Here is a 17,741-nt window from a genome sequence, read left to right on the forward strand (position 1 = left end):
TGTGCATAGCGAGATAATAACCTGTTTAAATACAAAACGGTAGCGCAGTAAGTCAATACTACGCTACCGTTTACAGTATTTGTGTAAAAAGTATTAGTTAAATTACATTAACAATACATTGAACACGAAAGACTTAGTGGTTCATTTGAGCTTTGATCAAATCACCAATTGTCTTAGGACCGTTGTCTTGACCTGCAGAAGCAGTTTTCAAGTTAGCAACAGCTTCTTTCTCTTCAGCTTCGTCTTTCGCTTTGATAGACAAGTTGATTGCGCGTGATTTGCGATCAACATTGATGATCTTAGCTTCAACTTCTTGACCAACTTCTAAGAATTTAGTTGCATCTTCAACGCGGTCACGGTTGATTTCTGAAGCTTTAAGAGAAGCTTCAACTTCGTCAGCCAACTTAATTGTTGCGCCACGAGCATCAACTGCAACTACAGTACCTTTAACAAGAGCACCACGTTCATTAGCAGCTAAGAAATCGTTGAACGGATCGCTGTTCATTTGCTTGATACCAAGGCTGATACGGTTGCCTTCAGCGTCTACAGAAAGGATAACCGCTTCAACAGTGTCACCTTTCTTGTAACGACGAATCGCTTCTTCGCCTTGTTCATTCCAAGAAATGTCAGATAAGTGAACTAGACCATCGATACCGCCTGGTAAACCGATGAAGATACCGAAGTCAGTGATAGACTTGATTGTACCTGAAACTTTTTCACCTTTGTCGTGAGCCTTAGCAAACTCTTCCCATGGGTTAGCACGAGTTTGTTTGATACCAAGAGAAATACGACGACGCTCTTCATCAACTTCAAGAACCATAACATCAACTTCATCACCAATCTGAACAACTTTAGATGGGTGGATGTTTTTGTTTGTGTGGTCCATTTCTGAAACGTGTACTAAGCCTTCAACGCCTTCAGCGATTTCAGCGAAGCAACCGTAATCAGTTAAGTTAGTTACACGCGCTTTAACGATAGAACCTTTAGGGTAACGGTTCATGATCGCTAACCATGGATCTTCACCAAGTTGTTTAAGACCTAATGATACACGGTTACGCTCTTTGTCAAATTTAAGTACTTTAACAGTAACTTCTTGACCAACTTCAACAACTTCTGATGGATGCTTGATACGTTTCCAAGCCATGTCAGTGATGTGAAGAAGACCATCAATACCGCCAAGGTCAACGAAAGCACCGTAGTCAGTAAGGTTTTTGATTGTACCAGTAACTGTTTGACCTTCTTCAAGTTGAGAAAGAAGAGCTTCACGGTCAGCTGAAGATTCAGCTTCCATAACTGCACGACGTGATACAACAACGTTGTTACGTTTAGCGTCAAGTTTGATAACTTTGAATTCTAACTCTTTACCTTCAAGGTGAGTCGTGTCACGGATAGGACGAGTGTCTACCAAAGAACCTGGTAAGAACGCACGTACTGGACCGATGTCAACAGTGAAACCGCCTTTAACCTTACCAGAGATAACACCAGTAACGATCTCGCCGTCTTCAAAGATTTTTTCAAGTTTAGTCCAAGTTTCAGCACGTTTAGCTTTTTCACGTGATAAAACTGTTTGACCCATACCGTTGTCAAGCGCTTCAACAACTACGTCAACTGTGTCACCAACGTTAACTTCAAGTTCACGTTGTTCGTTTAAGAATTCAGAGCGAGCTACTACGCCTTCAGATTTAAGGCCAGTATCTACAGTTACCCAGTCAGAATCGATGCTAACAACGATACCTTGGATGACTGCACCCTTTTCAACGTTGAGGTTTAATTCGCTTGCTTCAAAGAGGGCTGCAAAAGATTCGGTCATGATATACCTAGAAAAGTCAGCGGTCTTGGATCAGACAAGGCCGGTTTAGTTAAGTATCGACATAGTCCATATAGAACTGATCAAGCTATGCTTCCACTAATATTCATTAATTTATCTTATTGCGCATCAATATATGCGGTCATCAGGTTAAATACAGCGTCAATGTCCAGATCTGAACTATCGATAATGTAAGCCCCTTCAGCCGGCTTAAGCGGCGCAACGGTTCTTTCCATATCACGCTTATCACGTGCTTGGATATTAGATAAAATGTCGCTTATTTTAACATTTTGCCCCATGGCCTGCAACTGCTTTACACGTCGCTCAGCACGCGACTCAGCAGAAGCCGTCAAATATATTTTTGCTTGGGCTTCTGGGAAGATTGAAGTCGCCATATCACGGCCATCGGCAACAAGACCTGGTGCTTGAGCAAATGCACGTTGTCTTTCGAATAATGCCTGTCTTAATTCAGGTACAACTGCAACCTTGGATGCAAACTCACCGACTTTTTCAGTGCGAATTTCATCCGTTACATCATGCCCGTTAAGTAAAATTTTTGTTTTTAAATGATCACTAACAAATTGAATATCGAGATGAGTCGCTATTTCTACGCATTTAACCAACACATCTGGATTGTGAATTGAATCAATTAAATTCAGCTGATGTAATGACAATCCCAACAAACGATACAAAGCGCCAGAATCTAGTAAGTGAAACTGGTAATGCTGTGCCAATTTTGCTGCCAAAGTTCCTTTGCCTGAACCGCTTGGTCCATCGATCGTGATAATTTGAATTGTCATTACTTTACCAACTTCGCCTTAAAGGCGTTTTGCTAATTTCTTAAAACCAAGTGTAATAGCAAGTTTGAGTTGTGCAAGAATTAATTTGCTCACAAACGGTGCTCTTGCCTGTAATTCGATCGTGTATGTGACTAAAGTTTTAGCTGTTGAAAGCTCTTTAAATTCAATAATTCCAAGATGATGTTTGATTAATGGATTCTTGATAATTTTGTATTCAATACGCTTATTTGGCTCTAGTACAGTAATTTGTTCTTGAATTGGCTTTATTGGGCCTAATCCCATTTTTCGTATTGATCCAATCCCATCAGGACGACTCGGATCAGCTGCATCTTTAATGCGTACAACCTGAATCGGTGCAAATACATCATTATAAGTCGCATGTTTTGACAAAACTTCAAATACACGATCTATAGGCTGGTTAAATTCTTGTTTAACTTGGATTGAATTCATTTTTATTCCTTTTCATTGAGTCCGCTTCATACTGACAATACATTATGTCAATTTTTCCACAATCAACAATAGCAATCATTCCTGATTATTTTCTATTTTTTGTCGTACACGCTGTTGTTTTTTTTGTTCACGTCTGAATTTAAAAAATTCTGAAAGTTGATGAGCACACGCTGATTGCATGCAGCCCCCTTCAAATTCAAATATATGGTTGTAATAACCTTGATTATTCAATAGCTGTCGCGCACTGACTAGAGAACCCGCTTTCGGCTCTAAAGTACCAAATACAACACGGTGAACTCGAGCATGAATTAAAGCCCCCACACACATCGTGCATGGCTCAAGGGTTACATAAAGGGTTGCATCTTCTGGTAGACGATAGTTCTGAATTTGATTACATGCTTGGCGAAGTGCGACCACTTCAGCATGAGCAGTCGGGTCATGACTCAGGATGGGTTGATTATATCCTTCACCAATTACTTTTCCTTGACTCACAATGACAGCTCCAACAGGGATTTCTCCCAGTTGAGCTGCAAATGCAGCCTGCTCATAGGCACGCTGCATCCATTTTAGATCTTCGGCATCAAATTGAATTTCAGTCAAAATTAAATAATACCGTACTGTTTTAACAAGTTATTCCAGCTCTCGATATTTGTAACTGGTGGGTGCGCACCTAAAATTCCTTTTAAGGACATAGATTCTGCAGGTGTCCATTCAGGAGATAAATCTTTATCCACTAAACGTGCACGTACGCCTTCAACAAAATCAGGATGTCTAATTTTCCAATCAGAAATTTGAGTTTCAAGTTCAAATACTTCTTGCCAAGGATGAACTTGACGCCCCCATTGCCATAACAACCAGGTAATCGCAGCTGTACTTGGTGATCCTTTTGCCAGATTTTCACTCGCTTGTCTTAGCCAATCACTTCGTGCATCACTTAAACCGATAATTGCTTCGTAGTCATTTTCAAAGTTTGCACCACGACAGACACTGTGAATCACGTCTAACGAGATTTGCAGTGGCCCTGGAGAAACTGGTCGATGCAAACTATTTAAAGTGTCATCTAATGCCCTAAAATCACCAGCAGGATAATGATCCCAATCGATATTGATCAACTTTTGTAAAACAACATCGCGCTGAGCATCACAAATATGAGTCGCCCAGCCAATACCATAAGCTCCTGCCGCAGTCATGATCGATCCAGTTAAACCTGTAAATAGACCAATTGGGCCACGATCTGCCAAGAAACGACTAGCACCAACATCTGGATATAAACCAATATTTACTTCTGGCATTGCAAGACGCGAATAAGGTGTAACGAGTCTGAATGGTGCAGCCATAAATAAACCAAGCCCACCACCCATCACATAACCTTCTCCCCAAACGACAATCGGCTTAGCGTAGTCATGCAACAAAAGATCTAGCGCGTATTCTTGTTCAAAAAATTTATTTGCCGCATCAACCTCATTATTGATGACCAACTGACGGAGTTTGCGTACATCCCCACCGGCACAAAAAGCTTTAGGGGTTGTTGAATCAAACCAGATCGCTTTAACCGCATCATCATGATGAAACTTTTCAAAAACAGCCAATAAAGCCGTCACAATAGATTCATCAAGTGCATGTAAAGATTTTGGACGATTTAATCGAACCACTCTCCATCCATTCTGTGCTTCTTCAACAATTAAGTCAGGATGATATTGATTCGTCTCAGGAGATATTGTCATGCTTCCAGCTGCCATTTAATTGGCTCAATGCCATTTTGTTTAAGATAATTATTTGTTTTTGAAAAAACTTTACACCCAAAAAAACCACCTCGGTTTGCTGCCAATGGTGATGGATGTGCTGCTTTTAAGACCAAATGCTTATTTTGGTCAATTCGTTGACCTTTCTTATGCGCGTACGCACCCCAAAGAATGAAAACGATCTTTTCACGTTGCTCATTTAGAACATCTATCGCAGCATCGGTGAAATCTTCCCAACCTTTCTTTTGGTGTGAAGTCGGCTGGCCCGCTTCAACAGTCAATACACTGTTCAGCAACAAGACACCCTCTTCAGCCCATTGGGTTAAATCACCATACTTGGCAGGCGCTATTCCAAGGTCAGTGCTGAGTTCGTGATAGATATTACGCAAAGACGGCGGTAATGCAACACCCTTTTGCACTGAAAAACTCAATCCATGTGCTTGATTTGGACCGTGATAAGGATCTTGACCGAGAATCACGACCTTTACACGATCTAAGGGTGTGGTGTTGAAGGCATTAAAAATAAGAGAATTAGGTGGGTATATCACCTTATTCGCCTGTAATTCAGATTTGAGAAAAGCTTTCAGCTGATCCATTTTATCGCTGAGCAAAAACTCTGCTAAAGCATACTTCCAACCATCCTCTAACCGAACTTGATTCAGTTGACTTAATTCTTGTTCGGTGAGTTGCATTGTGTTCATCCCTAAATCAATCACAGCTTTAAAGTTTTACTTGTAAATCTACACTTGGGTTCTTAAAAGTTAAGCCTTGTTTCAATTGTTCGTACATTTTAGGATCAGACCATTCATTTTGAATTTGTTCTGAGAATACGATTTGATCAAGCGCCAATAAGCCCATCTGTTCATTTACGATATCTTCAGCAAAACTTTGCGCATAGCCTGTGTCAGTTTCATGCACGATCACTGAATAGACTTCAACATCACCTTCACCATTTTGCGTGACAGTTGATTTCAGTACTTGTTCTGCCAAATAAAAGAAAATTCGAGAAAATTGTTCAGCAGAAGGTGAAACGGGTAATGAAACCCAACGCGCACTAAAAGTTTTACATGCTTGAATATATTCAGCTGAATCTTCTTGCCAAAAACAAATCGCATGATCAAAACTATCATAAAGTTCTTTGATCACACCTTTCAGCAAACCAAAATCATAGACCATTTGACCATGGTCTAGCTTTGAGGCTCTCAATAATAATTCGACTTTATAGCTATGACCATGAATTGAACGCTTACAGCGGTCTGATGTGCAATTTCGCACAATATGCGCGTTTTCAAACTTAAATAATTTTCGAATTAACATATGTCAGAGCAATAAAAAATCATGGGTTAAAATGATTATAGTGCATATTCACACAACTCATCATTAATTTTAACGTTTTAAGCAATTGGCAAAACGTATTAAAAACAAAAAAAATAAAAAGCCATCATTCAATTTGTTTAAATTAATAGTTTAGCAATTTAATCAATTGGTTTGAAGAGGTGCCAAACTTCTTGAGAAGACATAAACCTTATCTTCATCACGCATCAGATAACTCGAAAAATATCGCTTTCGATCAGATAGCATGATTTCAATATCTGCTCGATAGAATGCAGATTTAACATCAAAATTATTTTTTGCTGTGCTTTTTGCTTCTTCACTTAACTGACTTAGAGTGTTGAGTTCCCAGAGCTGATCTACGGACTCAAAAAACTCACCATTGGCTTTTTTCTGATCCAAATCACGCTGCACATTTTGCACATCCAAACTTGGGTCTATAGCAGCAATAATCATCGCTGGTGCTGTATTAATATTAATTTTAATTTCTTTTAAAGGAATCGCTGTAACATAAGGTTTTATCAATAAAAACTTATCACCTTCAAATCCTCGCACTTGCTTCAACTCTTCAACGCTATGAAAAGGACCATTCGCTGGCAAATAGGGACGCGTTAAACTTAAATAATAATTACTCTCTGCCCCCATCGCACCAATCGTCAAATCATCTTGATCTTGCCAATCAATTACCGCTTCATTCAATTCTTCTGGCAAACCAAGCTTTGTTAATAATCCCTTAAAGTAATTCACCGCATTATCATTCGGCACGCCATCATCTTTGACCAAACTGTTTAAATTAAACTTACCCGTTTCATCAACAATTCGCCCTGCGACATAACCACCATCAATTGGAAATGGTGGCATCGGTTGAGCCCAAGTTTCTTGAAGATTATCTGATTTTGAATTGGACTTAGCATCTTGAACCAATAATTCTGAGAAAAAAGCTTCAGCACTTTTTGCATAATACAGTGCTTGGTTTTGACGAATCACATAGGCCGTATTTTCACTGGTATTGTATTGACTATGGGCAATCGTCGCAGCAATGATAGTTGCCAAAGCGACTAACATTAAAATCGTAATCAAGGCGATTCCTTTTTGCTGCTTCATGCATTTTCCTAATGATTATTGACTAGATGTCGGTTTTAAATAGTCAGTATTAAGCAAACTGAAAATCCACTCGTATTCAACATCTTGTTGCTTAAATCTAATTCGCATACCTTTAGGCAATAGTCGAGCAACACCATCTTGAGCATCATTACCATTAGAACTTATTGTTGATGCATCCGGCCACAAATTCAATTCATTCGGGTTCAAAATTGTGATTTGAAACTCATCCACATTCTCTAGGATCGTACTGGATAAAGGTTGGGTTGTTTGAAGAACATTCAGATTGGGATACTTTAAACGATAAACTTTTCGATCTTGTGCATTATAACGATATTCTATTCTCTCAAATGGAGACAAACCCTGTTTCAGCGGATCTGTGACCCCTGCCTTACTAAATTGTAAAGACTGATCATCCAGTAAAAATGCAGGTTGGATTTGTCCTGCGATATTTGCAGTCAGCGGTACAATTTGCAAAGCATCTCTTTGCATTTGTAAATAACTATCTTGCAAACTGAGAAGCTGCTGCTCATGCACCGCATTGCGATCTTTGACTTTATTTAAATAATCAAAAATTTTCCATCCTAAAGCAGACAATACTGCAAAGATGGCTATGGCAACCAAAAGCTCTACCAAGGTAAAACCTTGTTGTTTACTCTTGATCATGAGTTGGATTGCTCTCTGATAGGATAGTTATAAAACACCATGGTGGTGACACCTGATTCAACTTTACCTAAATCATTGTTATATAGACTCACTTGCACTTCTATTTTCTGAACATCTGGGCTAATAGTCGCTTCTGATTTTTTATCAATTTGCCAACTTAACCCTTGAGAGGTAATTTGCTTCGATTGAGTTCCCTCTAACCATTCACCACTAATTTGCATTGCAGCGACTTCATTTTGTGCGACGAATTGTGCTTTTGTTCGTAAAATTGCATTCGCAGTCGCCTGTGTGTACTGCATAGCCACCTTCGTCAATGACATTGCTGCTACAGCGAAAATAGCCAAAGCCACCACAACCTCAATCAAGGTAAATCCTTTAAGCGCCCGCATCGATTTTACCTAAGTAATCTATTTGAATAAGATCACCAATTGCTTTTTGTTCATAATACATTTGAATTGTGACAGGTTTAACCTCGCCATTGCCCAACCAAATTAATTTCGGTGCATTATTATTCATCAAGTCTGCATTAGTTGCATTTTCAAAACTATAGTCGCTACTTTCGATCTGAAATGAAACCTTAGCAGGTAGCTCTCTCGCAGAAAACTCTGGCATTTCAACCCAAGTGGAAGGTTGACGATTATTGTTCGATACAAGCGTCTGCTCAGGACGAGTTAAATCATTATATTTTTGAAATGTATAGCGAAACTGATCACCATTCCATTGTGGCACCAATGCAACCACTAACGATTGATCAACAGCCTCTCGTTGAATACGTTTTAAATCTAATATTAAAGCTTCTCTAGCTTGCATTGCCTTACGTTGATCAATCCCACCAATATTCATCACCACCAATGCCGCCATGATGCTGATGATCACAATGACCACCATCAATTCGATTAAAGTAAATCCGCCTTGACGGTGATCTAGAGATTGCATATTAGGCCACTGATTCTGTCAAATTAATCTGTTTAGGCATCATCAACGCTTGATCAATTAAAGCAACCCTTAACGTATCTCGACAGCCTAAATAGCGTTGATAGAAACTCGAATTTAATATCGCAGCACCACCATGAGTAATCGACCAAATGGATGCTAGATAATCCCGAGAACTCATCTTACTTTGAATGGATGCTAGATGATTTTCTGTCATACGAATGATAATTCTGAGTCTACTTTTGCGGATCTGATACATTTCATTAAATAAATGATTAATACCTTGACCGGTTGTAGACAATCGCTCTTCAATTTGATGAAAGAGTACAGTACGTTCTGGATGATGCAAATGGTGCAACATAAAAAAAGCTAAATGTTCAGGAAAGCCTTTTTCAGTATCTCGAACCATTTCTAATAACATGCGCTCATTACGAATAATAAGCAACATGTACAATTCATCTTTACTTTGGAAGTGCTTATAGAGTGTTCCTTTTGCTAAATCTAACTCAGCGGCCAATGCATCCAATGTCATGCCCGCTTCGCCGTTTTCCAAAAGAAGTTGTTCTGCGACCTGAAATATTAATGCTTCTCTCGCTCTAAACTGAGCCTGACGATCCATCTTCACTCTATAAACTCTCTTCTTTCTATTTTCCGTATTAAATTTTTACTGCATTCGTAGAAGATTCTCGAAATTTTGCGTTGTAATAAAGGCAATCTCCTCGACTGACTTATCATATACATCACTTAATGCTTTGGCTACATATGGGACATACTTTGGTTCATTAGACTTTCCTCTATATGGCATTGGTGCTAAATAAGGGCTATCAGTCTCAATTAATAGTCGATCTAATGGAACTTGCTTGGCCACATCACGTAAATCCTGAGCATTTTTAAACGATACTATTCCTGAAAATGAAATGTAATAACCACAATCTAGAACCGCTTTTGCCGTATCCCAATCCTCAGTAAAACAATGCAAAATTCCGTGTGTCGACTTTTCAGCTCTTATAATATCTATCGTATCGTTTTTAGATGAGCGTGTGTGTACAACCACTGGCTTTTTCACCATCTGTGAAGCTTGAATATGTCGTGCAAAACATTCTTTTTGTTCTTTAACAAATTCAGTACTGTGATAATAATCTAGACCCGTTTCACCAATTGCCCAGACCTTATCTTTACTCGCCAATTCAACCAAAATTTCAACAGTAGCACGCTGCATGACTGCTGGATCTTCACATGGATGCACCCCAACACTGTAGCCTACTCCTTCGTGTCGAGCTGCAATTTCTGACAGAATAATATGATCATCTAAATCAACCGATATCCCCATCATTTTTGTGACACCAGCATCAATCGCTTGCTGAATTGCTAAATCGATATTTCCCTCGTAAGGTTCAAGATTGAGCATGTTTAAATGACAGTGTGTATCTACAAACACAAGGACACCTTTTAATTTTTTAAGTCAGAGCCTACATTGTAAAGCTTGCGCGTGCTGTTGACATACTTCCAGCGAGTATTTTTTCTGCTTCCATTTTGTAATAGGCTCCTTTATCTCCAGTTAACTGCAATCCAAAACCTTGTGGTTTAATGCCCGATTGCTTATAGGAAATCCAAATCACCTTACCCGTAATTGGTATTTTTTGGGTTTGATTAGGAAGTGTTGCCAAGATAAAAATTTCTTCACCCATTTTGACTGGATGTTTGGTTGGAATAAATAATCCACCACCATCAACAAAAGGCATATAACTGGATTGCAGAGTTTCGCGATCATTAATATTGACTTGTAATAAACCGCCCGGACGTGGCTGCATCTCTATCCCCTGTATTCAAACATGATTATTGAACATTCATTAATTTTATAAAAAGCTGATCAACAATTAAATTTGATTGAACATTCTGCTCAACCATTTGTTTTGCTTGATGCACATCATTATAAATATCAAATAATTGCTCTAATTGATATTGCTCAGCCAACAAACTAAAGTCTAAATCGCTATTTTTTACATTTTGTTCCATTTTATAGGCAACAAGATCAGCTAATAAGTACTCAAACATAACAATCAACTCGGAAAAGTTGAGTTGCTTATTCCATTTAGAAGCGTACTGCATTGGCATATTTTTTTGACTGACTAAATGATACCAATCATTTATAAACTCACTTCGCAGAGTTAACCATTCACTTGAGGCCAACTCAATAGCAGCTAAAGGCATACCATTCGACAGGTTAAGCAACAGTGTGCCCAAAGTCTGCTGCTCCGCATTCAAGTGCTCATTCAAATACGCATTGGCTTGATCATCAGACAACCGATCTAAGGCGTAATGTTGTAGGCGACTTCGTATAGTGGCTGGTAATTTTAAATAATGATCCGCCAAAAGAATAATCACAACACGCTCACCTGGTTCTTCAAGTGTTTTCAATAAAGCATTTGACGATGCGGTATTGAGCGCTTCCGCCGGTTCAATCACAATAACCCGCCAACCATCGACGGTTTGTTGCACGAATGGCTGTAATTCACGAATTTTTTCAATTTTAATTTTAGCGTTTTGTTTCTTGTTGTCCTCATCCGTCGTGACGTAAACATAATTTGGATGAGTATCTGATTTTAGCCACAAACAACTCGTACACTGACCACAAGCTTGATTTGGCTGCTTATCTAAACATAGCAGCCAAGTAACAAATTGCTGGGTAAAAGCTTCTTTACCACAGCCTTTTTTGCCATAAAAAAGTAATCCATGACCAACTTGAGGAAACCGCTGAGTCAGTGTGCTCCATACATTAAGTTGCCAAGGATAAACATGCTGAGTCTGAGTCATTGACTAATCTATACTATTGGAAATGAGAAATAGGCATTGCATTAAGACGGTCTAAATCTTGTTGCGTATCCACACCTGGTGGTAAGCTCATCTCTGCCACATCAATTGCGATTCGATGACCATTTTCTAAAACACGCAGTTGCTCAAGGCTTTCTAAAACCTCGAGATCTCCCTGATCCCATGTCACGTACTCTTGTAGCAACTTCACTCGATAGGCATATAAACCAAGATGTCGGTAGGCTTTTCGATGTAGTATCTGAGGTTGTTGCTTTGATCCATCACGATCATATGGAATGGTTGCACGACTGAAATAAAGCGCTTCATTGAACTTACTCATGACGACTTTGACAATACTATCGCGTTTAAACTCTTCTAATTCTTGGATCACTTCACACAAAGTGGACATTGAACATTCAGGCTTTTGCTCTAACAAAGAAGCAACCTGTTGGACTAAAGATGCAGGCAATAATGGTTCATCACCTTGCACATTTACAATAATATCTTCACTCGCCCAACCTTTGATTCGTGCAACTTCACTCAATCGGTCGGTTCCAGAAGGGTGTTCTGCACTGGTCAACACAACATCAATTTGTTCTGCCTTACAAAGATCAACAATTCTTTGATCGTCAGTAGCAACACATAAATCATCAAACCCAGTCACTTTTCGCGCCTGATCTACCACACGTAAAATCATTTCACGCCCGTGTATTTTAAGGAGTGGTTTTCCAGGTAAACGCGAACTTGCAAAGCGAGCAGGTATTACAATATGTTTCATGGATATTCCTTATGTGTTTACGATACCAAGTTTTGCAAGCTGTTGATCCAGCAAATCATAACAAGCTGATGATAAAGCTGCTTCAACAGGAACCACCCAAATTTCACGACTAAATTCTGGATGTTGTTTTAACAAAGGGAGGAGTTTCACAGCATCTTTTTCAGTGGTGATGATTGGATTTGAATCTTCAAATTGTAAATCATCAATCTGATAATCATAATGATCAGGAAATTCATGACACTGAAAATGCTTTAAGCCCATACTTTCAAGGGTTTTATAAAACCGTTGCGGGAACCCAATACCTACGACCGCATAATAATTCAAATCAGTGGCAAAATATTCAACTTGATCTTCGACTGGATTTAACAAGTACGGCGCTGCGACTTGTAATTGCATATACAGATCTGAACTTGGTTGTTCAGCATGCTCAATTACTGTACCACTGCATAACCGTGCTACTGGCTCACGCAAAAAGCCTTCTGGCAACAGTTTCTGATTGCCCAAACCACGATTGTTATCCAGCACAATCCATTCTAATTGACGATCAAGTGCCCAATGTTGCAAACCATCATCACTTATGATCAAATCAAGTTGATGCTGAGAGAGAAGTAACTCTATACTTTTCTGTCGTTGCCCACCTACGACCATCGGCACGCCAGTAGATTGCACAATTAAACAGGGCTCATCACCCACTTCATTTGGCTCAGAATCGAGATTCACGCTTGCAGGAAAAGGACCTTTACCACCATAGCCTCGACTAATTACTCCAACTCGAATATTTTTTTGTTGAAGATATTTAACCAATTGAATTAATAACGGTGTTTTACCACTGCCACCTACCGTTATATTGCCAATGACCATGACAGGAACTGGTGCAGTATAAATAGGTTTTATACCACGTTGATACAAGGCTTTGTTCAGGAAAAATCCTAATCGATAAAGCAATGACAGGGGTCGCAATACAATCAACCACTTGGATTGCTTATTCCAAGCGTTTTGAATGACCTGCGCAATAGACATAACTTATTCCTCAAAATTACGTTGATGCAGTTGGAAATATGCACCACGCAAATCGAGTAATTCCTGATGTGTTCCCTGCTCTAATATTCGACCTTTATCCATTACCACAATAAGATCTGCATTCTCAATCGTTGATAATCGATGTGCAATGACAATCGTTGTCCGATCCTGCATAGCTGCATCAAAAGCACGTTGAATGAAGTATTCAGACTCATTGTCTAATGCGCTGGTCGCTTCATCAAGAATTAAAATCGGAGCATTTTTTAAGATTGCTCGAGCAATTGCAATACGCTGTCTTTGTCCGCCAGATAAATTTAAACCTTGAGCACCTAATGGTGTGTCATAGCCTTGAGGCAGTGCCATAATAAAGTCATGGGCATAAGCAGCTTTCGCAGCAGCAATAATCTGCTCTTCCGAAGCATCTTGTAACTGACCATAAGCAATATTCTCACGAACAGTTCGGTTAAACAGCACGACTTGCTGATTGACCATAGCCACTTGTGAGCGTAACGCTGTAACTTCGATATCTTGAATATCATGGCCATCGAATTTGATTGACCCTGAACTTAATTCTTGAAAACGAACCAATAAGTTGACTAAAGAAGACTTACCAGCCCCCGAACGCCCCACCAACGCTACAGTCTGCCCAGCTTTAACATTTAAATTGAAATCATGGATGGCATGGAAACCATCGCTATATGTTAAATTTGCCTGATTAAATTCAATATTGCCTTTGAGTTGTGGTTTTAACTGCCCTTCATTTTTTTCTTCAGGCATATCCAATAATTCAAATACTGAATGTGCTGCAGCCATTCCTCGCTGTAATTTTTCATTGATATCGGTTAAAGCTTTAATCGGCTTACTCAACATACCGGCTGCAGTAATATACGCAACAAACTGACCCGCTGAAGTATCCTGTAATATCTCAGGTCTTAAAGCAATCCAAATCACAATACTTAAAGCGATCGCCATAATAAGTTGTACAACAGGACTATTTAATTGTTGTACTGCAACCATTTTTAAACCACGACGCAAGTTTTCGAGTGAGGTTTCTTTAAAACGAGTTTGCTCGTATGCCTGTCCACCAAAGCCTTTAACAACCAAATTACCATTCACGGTTTCTTGCACTACATGGTTTACATCACCCATCGTATCTTGCACTTGAGTAGACAGCTTACGCATACGTTTAGCAGCTTTTCTAATCAAAAAACCGATTAAAGGCGCAAAAATCAAAATACATAAAGTCAAGCGCCAGTTGGAATAGAACAAATATCCTAACAGCGCAATGGTGATCAAACCTTGTTGTAATAAGGTTCTTAATGACTCCGTTGAGGCAGCAGTCAGCTGTTCAACGTTGTACATAATTTTGGCAGTAATATGACCACTAGTGTTATCTAAATAATATTGCGACGGTAATCGCATTAATTTAGCAAAAACTTCTTGGCGAATATTAAAAATTAGATTTCGAGAAATCACCGAAGTGTAGTATCCACCTAGAAATAGCCCCACTCCTCGTACAAACATCAAAACAACAACCAAAAACGGGAATAAGTTCGTGAAACTTCGATCCTGTTCTTGAATGGCATTGATAATATGCTCTAATAATTTCGCAACAGAAACTTCAGTCGCGGCATTCAGCACAAAACCAAATACAACAATCAATGCAATCGTCCAGTACTGTTTTAAGTAACTCAACAAACGCATATAAACTTTAAAATCTTGCTTCACTCACTACCTCTAATTGGTACGGTATTCTTAAACACCTAAACAGATTCAGCACGTATGCAATTTAATCATACATAATTCGAACATCGAATGCTAAAGTCTGCCCCACTCTAAAATCAATGGCCTGATTGTATGGAATGATCAAAGTAAACCTTAGCTCAATTGGAGTATTGAGACCTAAATGACTTAAATCTCAAACTCATCTAAATAAATCACATTTACTGCTTTTAAATTAATTATTTTTCATCTAAACAGATATTTAGAATACCATCTAACTCATCAAGTGAATGGTAATGAATCACAAGCTTACCTTTACCTTGCTTATTGTGATCAATTTTAACATCTGCACTGAAACGTTCAGAAAGACGCTGAGTCAGTTGCTCTAAATCAGCTGAAATTGATGGTTTTGGCTTATCCTGTTTTGGTGCATTAAAATCACGCACTAACTGTTCTGTTTGACGAACAGAAAGGTTTTTTTCAATGACAATTTTTGCAATTTCAATTTGGTCTTTTGCACGCAAAGTCAATATTGCACGCGCATGCCCCATATCTAATTGACCTTGTTGGATATGGTCTTTAATCGGATCCGCTAAGCTTAATAAGCGCAATAAATTACTTACTGTAGTACGTGCCTTGCCCACCGTTTCAGCAATTTCTTGGTGACTTAATCCAAACTCTTCATGAAAACGCTGCAATGCCATAGCTTGATCAATTGGATTTAAATCTTGGCGTTGAATGTTTTCAATTAATGCCAACGCAATTGCAACTTGATCTGACAAATCACGAACAATTGCAGGAACTTCATTTAGTCCAGCGATTTGAGCTGCTCGCCAACGGCGCTCCCCTGCAATAATTTCATATTGATGCACATTATCCTCAATTGGACGAATGACAATCGGCTGCATGATGCCATGCTTTTTAATAGAAGATGCTAATTCCTGAAGGTCTTCTTCATGAATAAAACGTCGCGGCTGATAATTACCACGTTTAAGAAGTTTGACATCTACTTGTTTGAGCTGACCATGATCTAATGACTGTGCTTCTAATTGTAATTTTTCTTTTTGAATAGAGCCCAATAACGCATCTAAGCCACGACCCTTTGCTAAGCCTCTTTTCTTCACGGTCATGCTTTACTTCCTTTTTTCACTTTGGTTTTTTTTAACATTTCAGCAGCAAGATTCAAATAAGCCACTGCACCCTTAGAACTTTTTTCAAAATAAATAATCGGTAACCCATGTGCTGGCGCTTCCGCTAAACGCACATTTCGAGGAATAACCGTTTCGTATAATTTTTTACCAAAATACTGCTCCAACTCATCCGACACATCACGTGTCAGCGCATTTCGAGCATCGTACATGGTACGCAATACACCAATGATTTCTAAATCAGGGTTTAACGCTTGTTGAATACGATCAATCGTTTGTGTTAAATCTGCCAAGCCTTCCAATGCATAATATTCACACTGCATTGGAATGATCACGCTTTTAACAGCAGCCAATGCATTTACCGTGATCAAACTTAAGCTTGGTGCACAATCCACAATGATGTAATCAAACTTATCTTCAATTTGTTGGATCGCATCACGCAGAATAAATTCACGACCGTCTTGCTCAGCAATGGCTAATTCAACACCTGCTAAATCACGATTGGAGCCAATTACGCGATATCCAACTTCAGCTTTAGTGATGGCAGTTTCAATTGGCACTTCACCCAGTAAAACATCAGTTACTGAGTATAAGAGATCATTCTTTTGAATACCTGAACCCATAGTGGCATTGCCTTGAGAGTCCATATCAATCAACAATACTCGCTTTTTAAGCACTGCTAATGATGCAGCCAAATTTACAGCAGTCGTGGTTTTACCTACGCCACCTTTTTGGTTCGCAATAGCAATAATTTGAGCCATGGTAACCCCAATCCCTAGAATTTTTAAATTTGTTTAAGTAGCAATAAATGACGTTGTTCATCTAAACGAGGAACGTGAAGCTCAATAATTTCGCAACTCAACTCATCTTTATGGTTTTCAATTTCCTCAGCAGGAATTAAACCTTTCATAGAAGCAATAATACTGTTTTCATGCATAAAAGGACGAGAAGCAGTAATAAAATCTGTCAGTGAGGCGAAAGCACGACTGGTAATTACATCGAATTTACCCAGTTCATTAATACTCTCTTCATTCTCTACTCGAGTTTGAACTGCCACAACATTTTTTAGTTTTAGATCAGCAATAAACTGTTTGAGAAAACGAATTTTTTTTCCATTCGAATCCAGAAGCACACAGCTTCGCTCAGGTTGACATAGCGCGATGATCATCCCCGGCATACCACCACCGGTACCGATATCAAGCAATCGCCCTTGAGGCAAGTCTTTCAAGATGCTGAGGCTATCCAATAAATGCTTAACTAACATTTCTTTAGGATCACGAATCGCGGTCAAGTTGTACGCCTTATTCCACAATACAAGCGCATCTTGATATTTTAATAATAAACTCAACGCCTCATCACTGAGTGATAAACCTAGTTTTTGACTACCTTGTTGTAACTCATGAAAAAAAGGATGCATAAACAGTAAACATC

At 39.0% G+C, this 17,741-nt stretch carries 21 protein-coding genes; all 21 read right to left on the minus strand.

Annotated features, from left to right (window positions below):
* Positions 1 to 133 precede the first annotated feature (133 nt).
* Positions 134 to 1,810, minus strand: coding sequence for a 30S ribosomal protein S1 (gene rpsA / locus AC1M9K_RS01910; RefSeq protein ID WP_035264556.1), 1,677 nt, complete (start codon positions 1,808 to 1,810; stop codon positions 134 to 136).
* 116 nt (positions 1,811 to 1,926) lie between these two features.
* Complete coding sequence (gene cmk, locus AC1M9K_RS01915) at positions 1,927 to 2,607, minus strand: (d)CMP kinase (protein WP_035264559.1); 681 nt, start codon at positions 2,605 to 2,607, stop codon at positions 1,927 to 1,929.
* 18 nt (positions 2,608 to 2,625) lie between these two features.
* Positions 2,626 to 3,057, minus strand: coding sequence for an SRPBCC family protein (locus AC1M9K_RS01920; protein ID WP_481588345.1), 432 nt, complete (start codon positions 3,055 to 3,057; stop codon positions 2,626 to 2,628).
* A 75-nt stretch (positions 3,058 to 3,132) separates the two neighbouring features.
* Entirely contained in the window at positions 3,133 to 3,657 is a 525-nt protein-coding gene (gene tadA, locus AC1M9K_RS01925) for a tRNA adenosine(34) deaminase TadA (RefSeq protein ID WP_481588346.1), read from the minus strand.
* A gap of 2 nt (positions 3,658 to 3,659) precedes the next feature.
* The gene (locus tag AC1M9K_RS01930; protein WP_179998211.1) at positions 3,660 to 4,781 is read right to left on the minus strand and encodes an enoyl-CoA hydratase/isomerase family protein; all 1,122 of its coding nucleotides are present in this window, start codon (positions 4,779 to 4,781) and stop codon (positions 3,660 to 3,662) included.
* Positions 4,778 to 5,491 carry a uracil-DNA glycosylase gene (gene ung / locus AC1M9K_RS01935; RefSeq protein WP_481588347.1) on the minus strand — a complete coding sequence of 238 codons (714 nt, stop codon included), beginning with the start codon at positions 5,489 to 5,491 and terminating at the stop codon, positions 4,778 to 4,780. The genes AC1M9K_RS01930 and ung overlap by 4 nt, the downstream gene beginning before the upstream one ends.
* A 28-nt stretch (positions 5,492 to 5,519) precedes the next feature.
* Entirely contained in the window at positions 5,520 to 6,116 is a 597-nt protein-coding gene (locus AC1M9K_RS01940; protein WP_481588348.1) for a 6-pyruvoyl trahydropterin synthase family protein, read from the minus strand.
* A 162-nt stretch (positions 6,117 to 6,278) separates the two neighbouring features.
* Positions 6,279 to 7,235 (minus strand): type II secretion system minor pseudopilin GspK, encoded by a 957-nt coding sequence (gspK, locus tag AC1M9K_RS01945; RefSeq protein WP_481588349.1) that lies wholly within the window; start codon positions 7,233 to 7,235, stop codon positions 6,279 to 6,281.
* 15 nt (positions 7,236 to 7,250) lie between these two features.
* Positions 7,251 to 7,898 (minus strand): type II secretion system minor pseudopilin GspJ, encoded by a 648-nt coding sequence (gspJ, locus tag AC1M9K_RS01950; protein ID WP_481588350.1) that lies wholly within the window; start codon positions 7,896 to 7,898, stop codon positions 7,251 to 7,253.
* Positions 7,895 to 8,287: a type II secretion system minor pseudopilin GspI gene (gspI, locus tag AC1M9K_RS01955; protein WP_481588351.1), complete on the minus strand. Its 393-nt coding sequence runs from the start codon at positions 8,285 to 8,287 to the stop codon at positions 7,895 to 7,897. The genes gspJ and gspI overlap by 4 nt, the downstream gene beginning before the upstream one ends.
* Positions 8,274 to 8,834 carry a pilus assembly FimT family protein gene (locus AC1M9K_RS01960; protein ID WP_179998217.1) on the minus strand — a complete coding sequence of 187 codons (561 nt, stop codon included), beginning with the start codon at positions 8,832 to 8,834 and terminating at the stop codon, positions 8,274 to 8,276. Before AC1M9K_RS01960 ends, gspI begins: the two co-directional genes overlap by 14 nt.
* Position 8,835: 1 nt before the next feature.
* Positions 8,836 to 9,450: a TetR/AcrR family transcriptional regulator gene (locus tag AC1M9K_RS01965; RefSeq protein WP_035264575.1), complete on the minus strand. Its 615-nt coding sequence runs from the start codon at positions 9,448 to 9,450 to the stop codon at positions 8,836 to 8,838.
* 45 nt (positions 9,451 to 9,495) lie between these two features.
* A complete protein-coding gene (locus AC1M9K_RS01970; protein ID WP_180027681.1) occupies positions 9,496 to 10,269 on the minus strand; it encodes a TatD family hydrolase in 774 nt (257 codons plus the stop codon).
* Between the two features lie 31 nt (positions 10,270 to 10,300).
* On the minus strand, positions 10,301 to 10,642 hold the full coding sequence (locus AC1M9K_RS01975; protein WP_481588352.1) for a PilZ domain-containing protein: 342 nt from the start codon (positions 10,640 to 10,642) through the stop codon (positions 10,301 to 10,303).
* A 25-nt stretch (positions 10,643 to 10,667) separates the two neighbouring features.
* The gene (locus AC1M9K_RS01980) at positions 10,668 to 11,645 is read right to left on the minus strand and encodes a DNA polymerase III subunit delta' (protein ID WP_481588353.1); all 978 of its coding nucleotides are present in this window, start codon (positions 11,643 to 11,645) and stop codon (positions 10,668 to 10,670) included.
* Between the two features lie 13 nt (positions 11,646 to 11,658).
* Entirely contained in the window at positions 11,659 to 12,420 is a 762-nt protein-coding gene (gene kdsB, locus AC1M9K_RS01985; protein WP_481588354.1) for a 3-deoxy-manno-octulosonate cytidylyltransferase, read from the minus strand.
* A 9-nt stretch (positions 12,421 to 12,429) separates the two neighbouring features.
* On the minus strand, positions 12,430 to 13,440 hold the full coding sequence (gene lpxK / locus AC1M9K_RS01990) for a tetraacyldisaccharide 4'-kinase (RefSeq protein WP_481588355.1): 1,011 nt from the start codon (positions 13,438 to 13,440) through the stop codon (positions 12,430 to 12,432).
* A 3-nt stretch (positions 13,441 to 13,443) separates the two neighbouring features.
* Positions 13,444 to 15,168: a lipid A export permease/ATP-binding protein MsbA gene (gene msbA / locus AC1M9K_RS01995; RefSeq protein WP_180027676.1), complete on the minus strand. Its 1,725-nt coding sequence runs from the start codon at positions 15,166 to 15,168 to the stop codon at positions 13,444 to 13,446.
* A 233-nt stretch (positions 15,169 to 15,401) separates the two neighbouring features.
* The gene (locus tag AC1M9K_RS02000; RefSeq protein WP_481588356.1) at positions 15,402 to 16,292 is read right to left on the minus strand and encodes a ParB/RepB/Spo0J family partition protein; all 891 of its coding nucleotides are present in this window, start codon (positions 16,290 to 16,292) and stop codon (positions 15,402 to 15,404) included.
* Entirely contained in the window at positions 16,289 to 17,071 is a 783-nt protein-coding gene (locus AC1M9K_RS02005; RefSeq protein WP_092766214.1) for a ParA family protein, read from the minus strand. Before AC1M9K_RS02005 ends, AC1M9K_RS02000 begins: the two co-directional genes overlap by 4 nt.
* A gap of 23 nt (positions 17,072 to 17,094) precedes the next feature.
* A complete protein-coding gene (gene rsmG, locus AC1M9K_RS02010; RefSeq protein WP_092766213.1) occupies positions 17,095 to 17,727 on the minus strand; it encodes a 16S rRNA (guanine(527)-N(7))-methyltransferase RsmG in 633 nt (210 codons plus the stop codon).
* Positions 17,728 to 17,741: the final 14 nt, after the last annotated feature.

The sequence above is a fragment of the Acinetobacter sp. 24-47-67 genome (assembly GCF_056779735.1).

What these genes read in the sequence shown, in the direction of transcription:
- rpsA (WP_035264556.1), bottom strand. Translation starts at nt 1,810, where the DNA reads ATGACCGAATCTTTTGCAGCCCTCTTTGAAGCAAGCGAATTAAACCTC.
- cmk (WP_035264559.1), bottom strand. Translation starts at nt 2,607, where the DNA reads ATGACAATTCAAATTATCACGATCGATGGACCAAGCGGTTCAGGCAAA.
- AC1M9K_RS01920 (WP_481588345.1), bottom strand. Translation starts at nt 3,057, where the DNA reads ATGAATTCAATCCAAGTTAAACAAGAATTTAACCAGCCTATAGATCGT.
- AC1M9K_RS01930 (WP_179998211.1), bottom strand. Translation starts at nt 4,781, where the DNA reads ATGACAATATCTCCTGAGACGAATCAATATCATCCTGACTTAATTGTT.
- ung (WP_481588347.1), bottom strand. Translation starts at nt 5,491, where the DNA reads ATGCAACTCACCGAACAAGAATTAAGTCAACTGAATCAAGTTCGGTTA.
- AC1M9K_RS01940 (WP_481588348.1), bottom strand. Translation starts at nt 6,116, where the DNA reads ATGTTAATTCGAAAATTATTTAAGTTTGAAAACGCGCATATTGTGCGA.
- gspK (WP_481588349.1), bottom strand. Translation starts at nt 7,235, where the DNA reads ATGAAGCAGCAAAAAGGAATCGCCTTGATTACGATTTTAATGTTAGTC.
- gspJ (WP_481588350.1), bottom strand. Translation starts at nt 7,898, where the DNA reads ATGATCAAGAGTAAACAACAAGGTTTTACCTTGGTAGAGCTTTTGGTT.
- gspI (WP_481588351.1), bottom strand. Translation starts at nt 8,287, where the DNA reads ATGCGGGCGCTTAAAGGATTTACCTTGATTGAGGTTGTGGTGGCTTTG.
- AC1M9K_RS01960 (WP_179998217.1), bottom strand. Translation starts at nt 8,834, where the DNA reads ATGCAATCTCTAGATCACCGTCAAGGCGGATTTACTTTAATCGAATTG.
- AC1M9K_RS01965 (WP_035264575.1), bottom strand. Translation starts at nt 9,450, where the DNA reads ATGGATCGTCAGGCTCAGTTTAGAGCGAGAGAAGCATTAATATTTCAG.
- AC1M9K_RS01975 (WP_481588352.1), bottom strand. Translation starts at nt 10,642, where the DNA reads ATGCAGCCACGTCCGGGCGGTTTATTACAAGTCAATATTAATGATCGC.
- AC1M9K_RS01980 (WP_481588353.1), bottom strand. Translation starts at nt 11,645, where the DNA reads ATGACTCAGACTCAGCATGTTTATCCTTGGCAACTTAATGTATGGAGC.
- kdsB (WP_481588354.1), bottom strand. Translation starts at nt 12,420, where the DNA reads ATGAAACATATTGTAATACCTGCTCGCTTTGCAAGTTCGCGTTTACCT.
- lpxK (WP_481588355.1), bottom strand. Translation starts at nt 13,440, where the DNA reads ATGTCTATTGCGCAGGTCATTCAAAACGCTTGGAATAAGCAATCCAAG.
- AC1M9K_RS02000 (WP_481588356.1), bottom strand. Translation starts at nt 16,292, where the DNA reads ATGACCGTGAAGAAAAGAGGCTTAGCAAAGGGTCGTGGCTTAGATGCG.
- AC1M9K_RS02005 (WP_092766214.1), bottom strand. Translation starts at nt 17,071, where the DNA reads ATGGCTCAAATTATTGCTATTGCGAACCAAAAAGGTGGCGTAGGTAAA.
- rsmG (WP_092766213.1), bottom strand. Translation starts at nt 17,727, where the DNA reads ATGCATCCTTTTTTTCATGAGTTACAACAAGGTAGTCAAAAACTAGGT.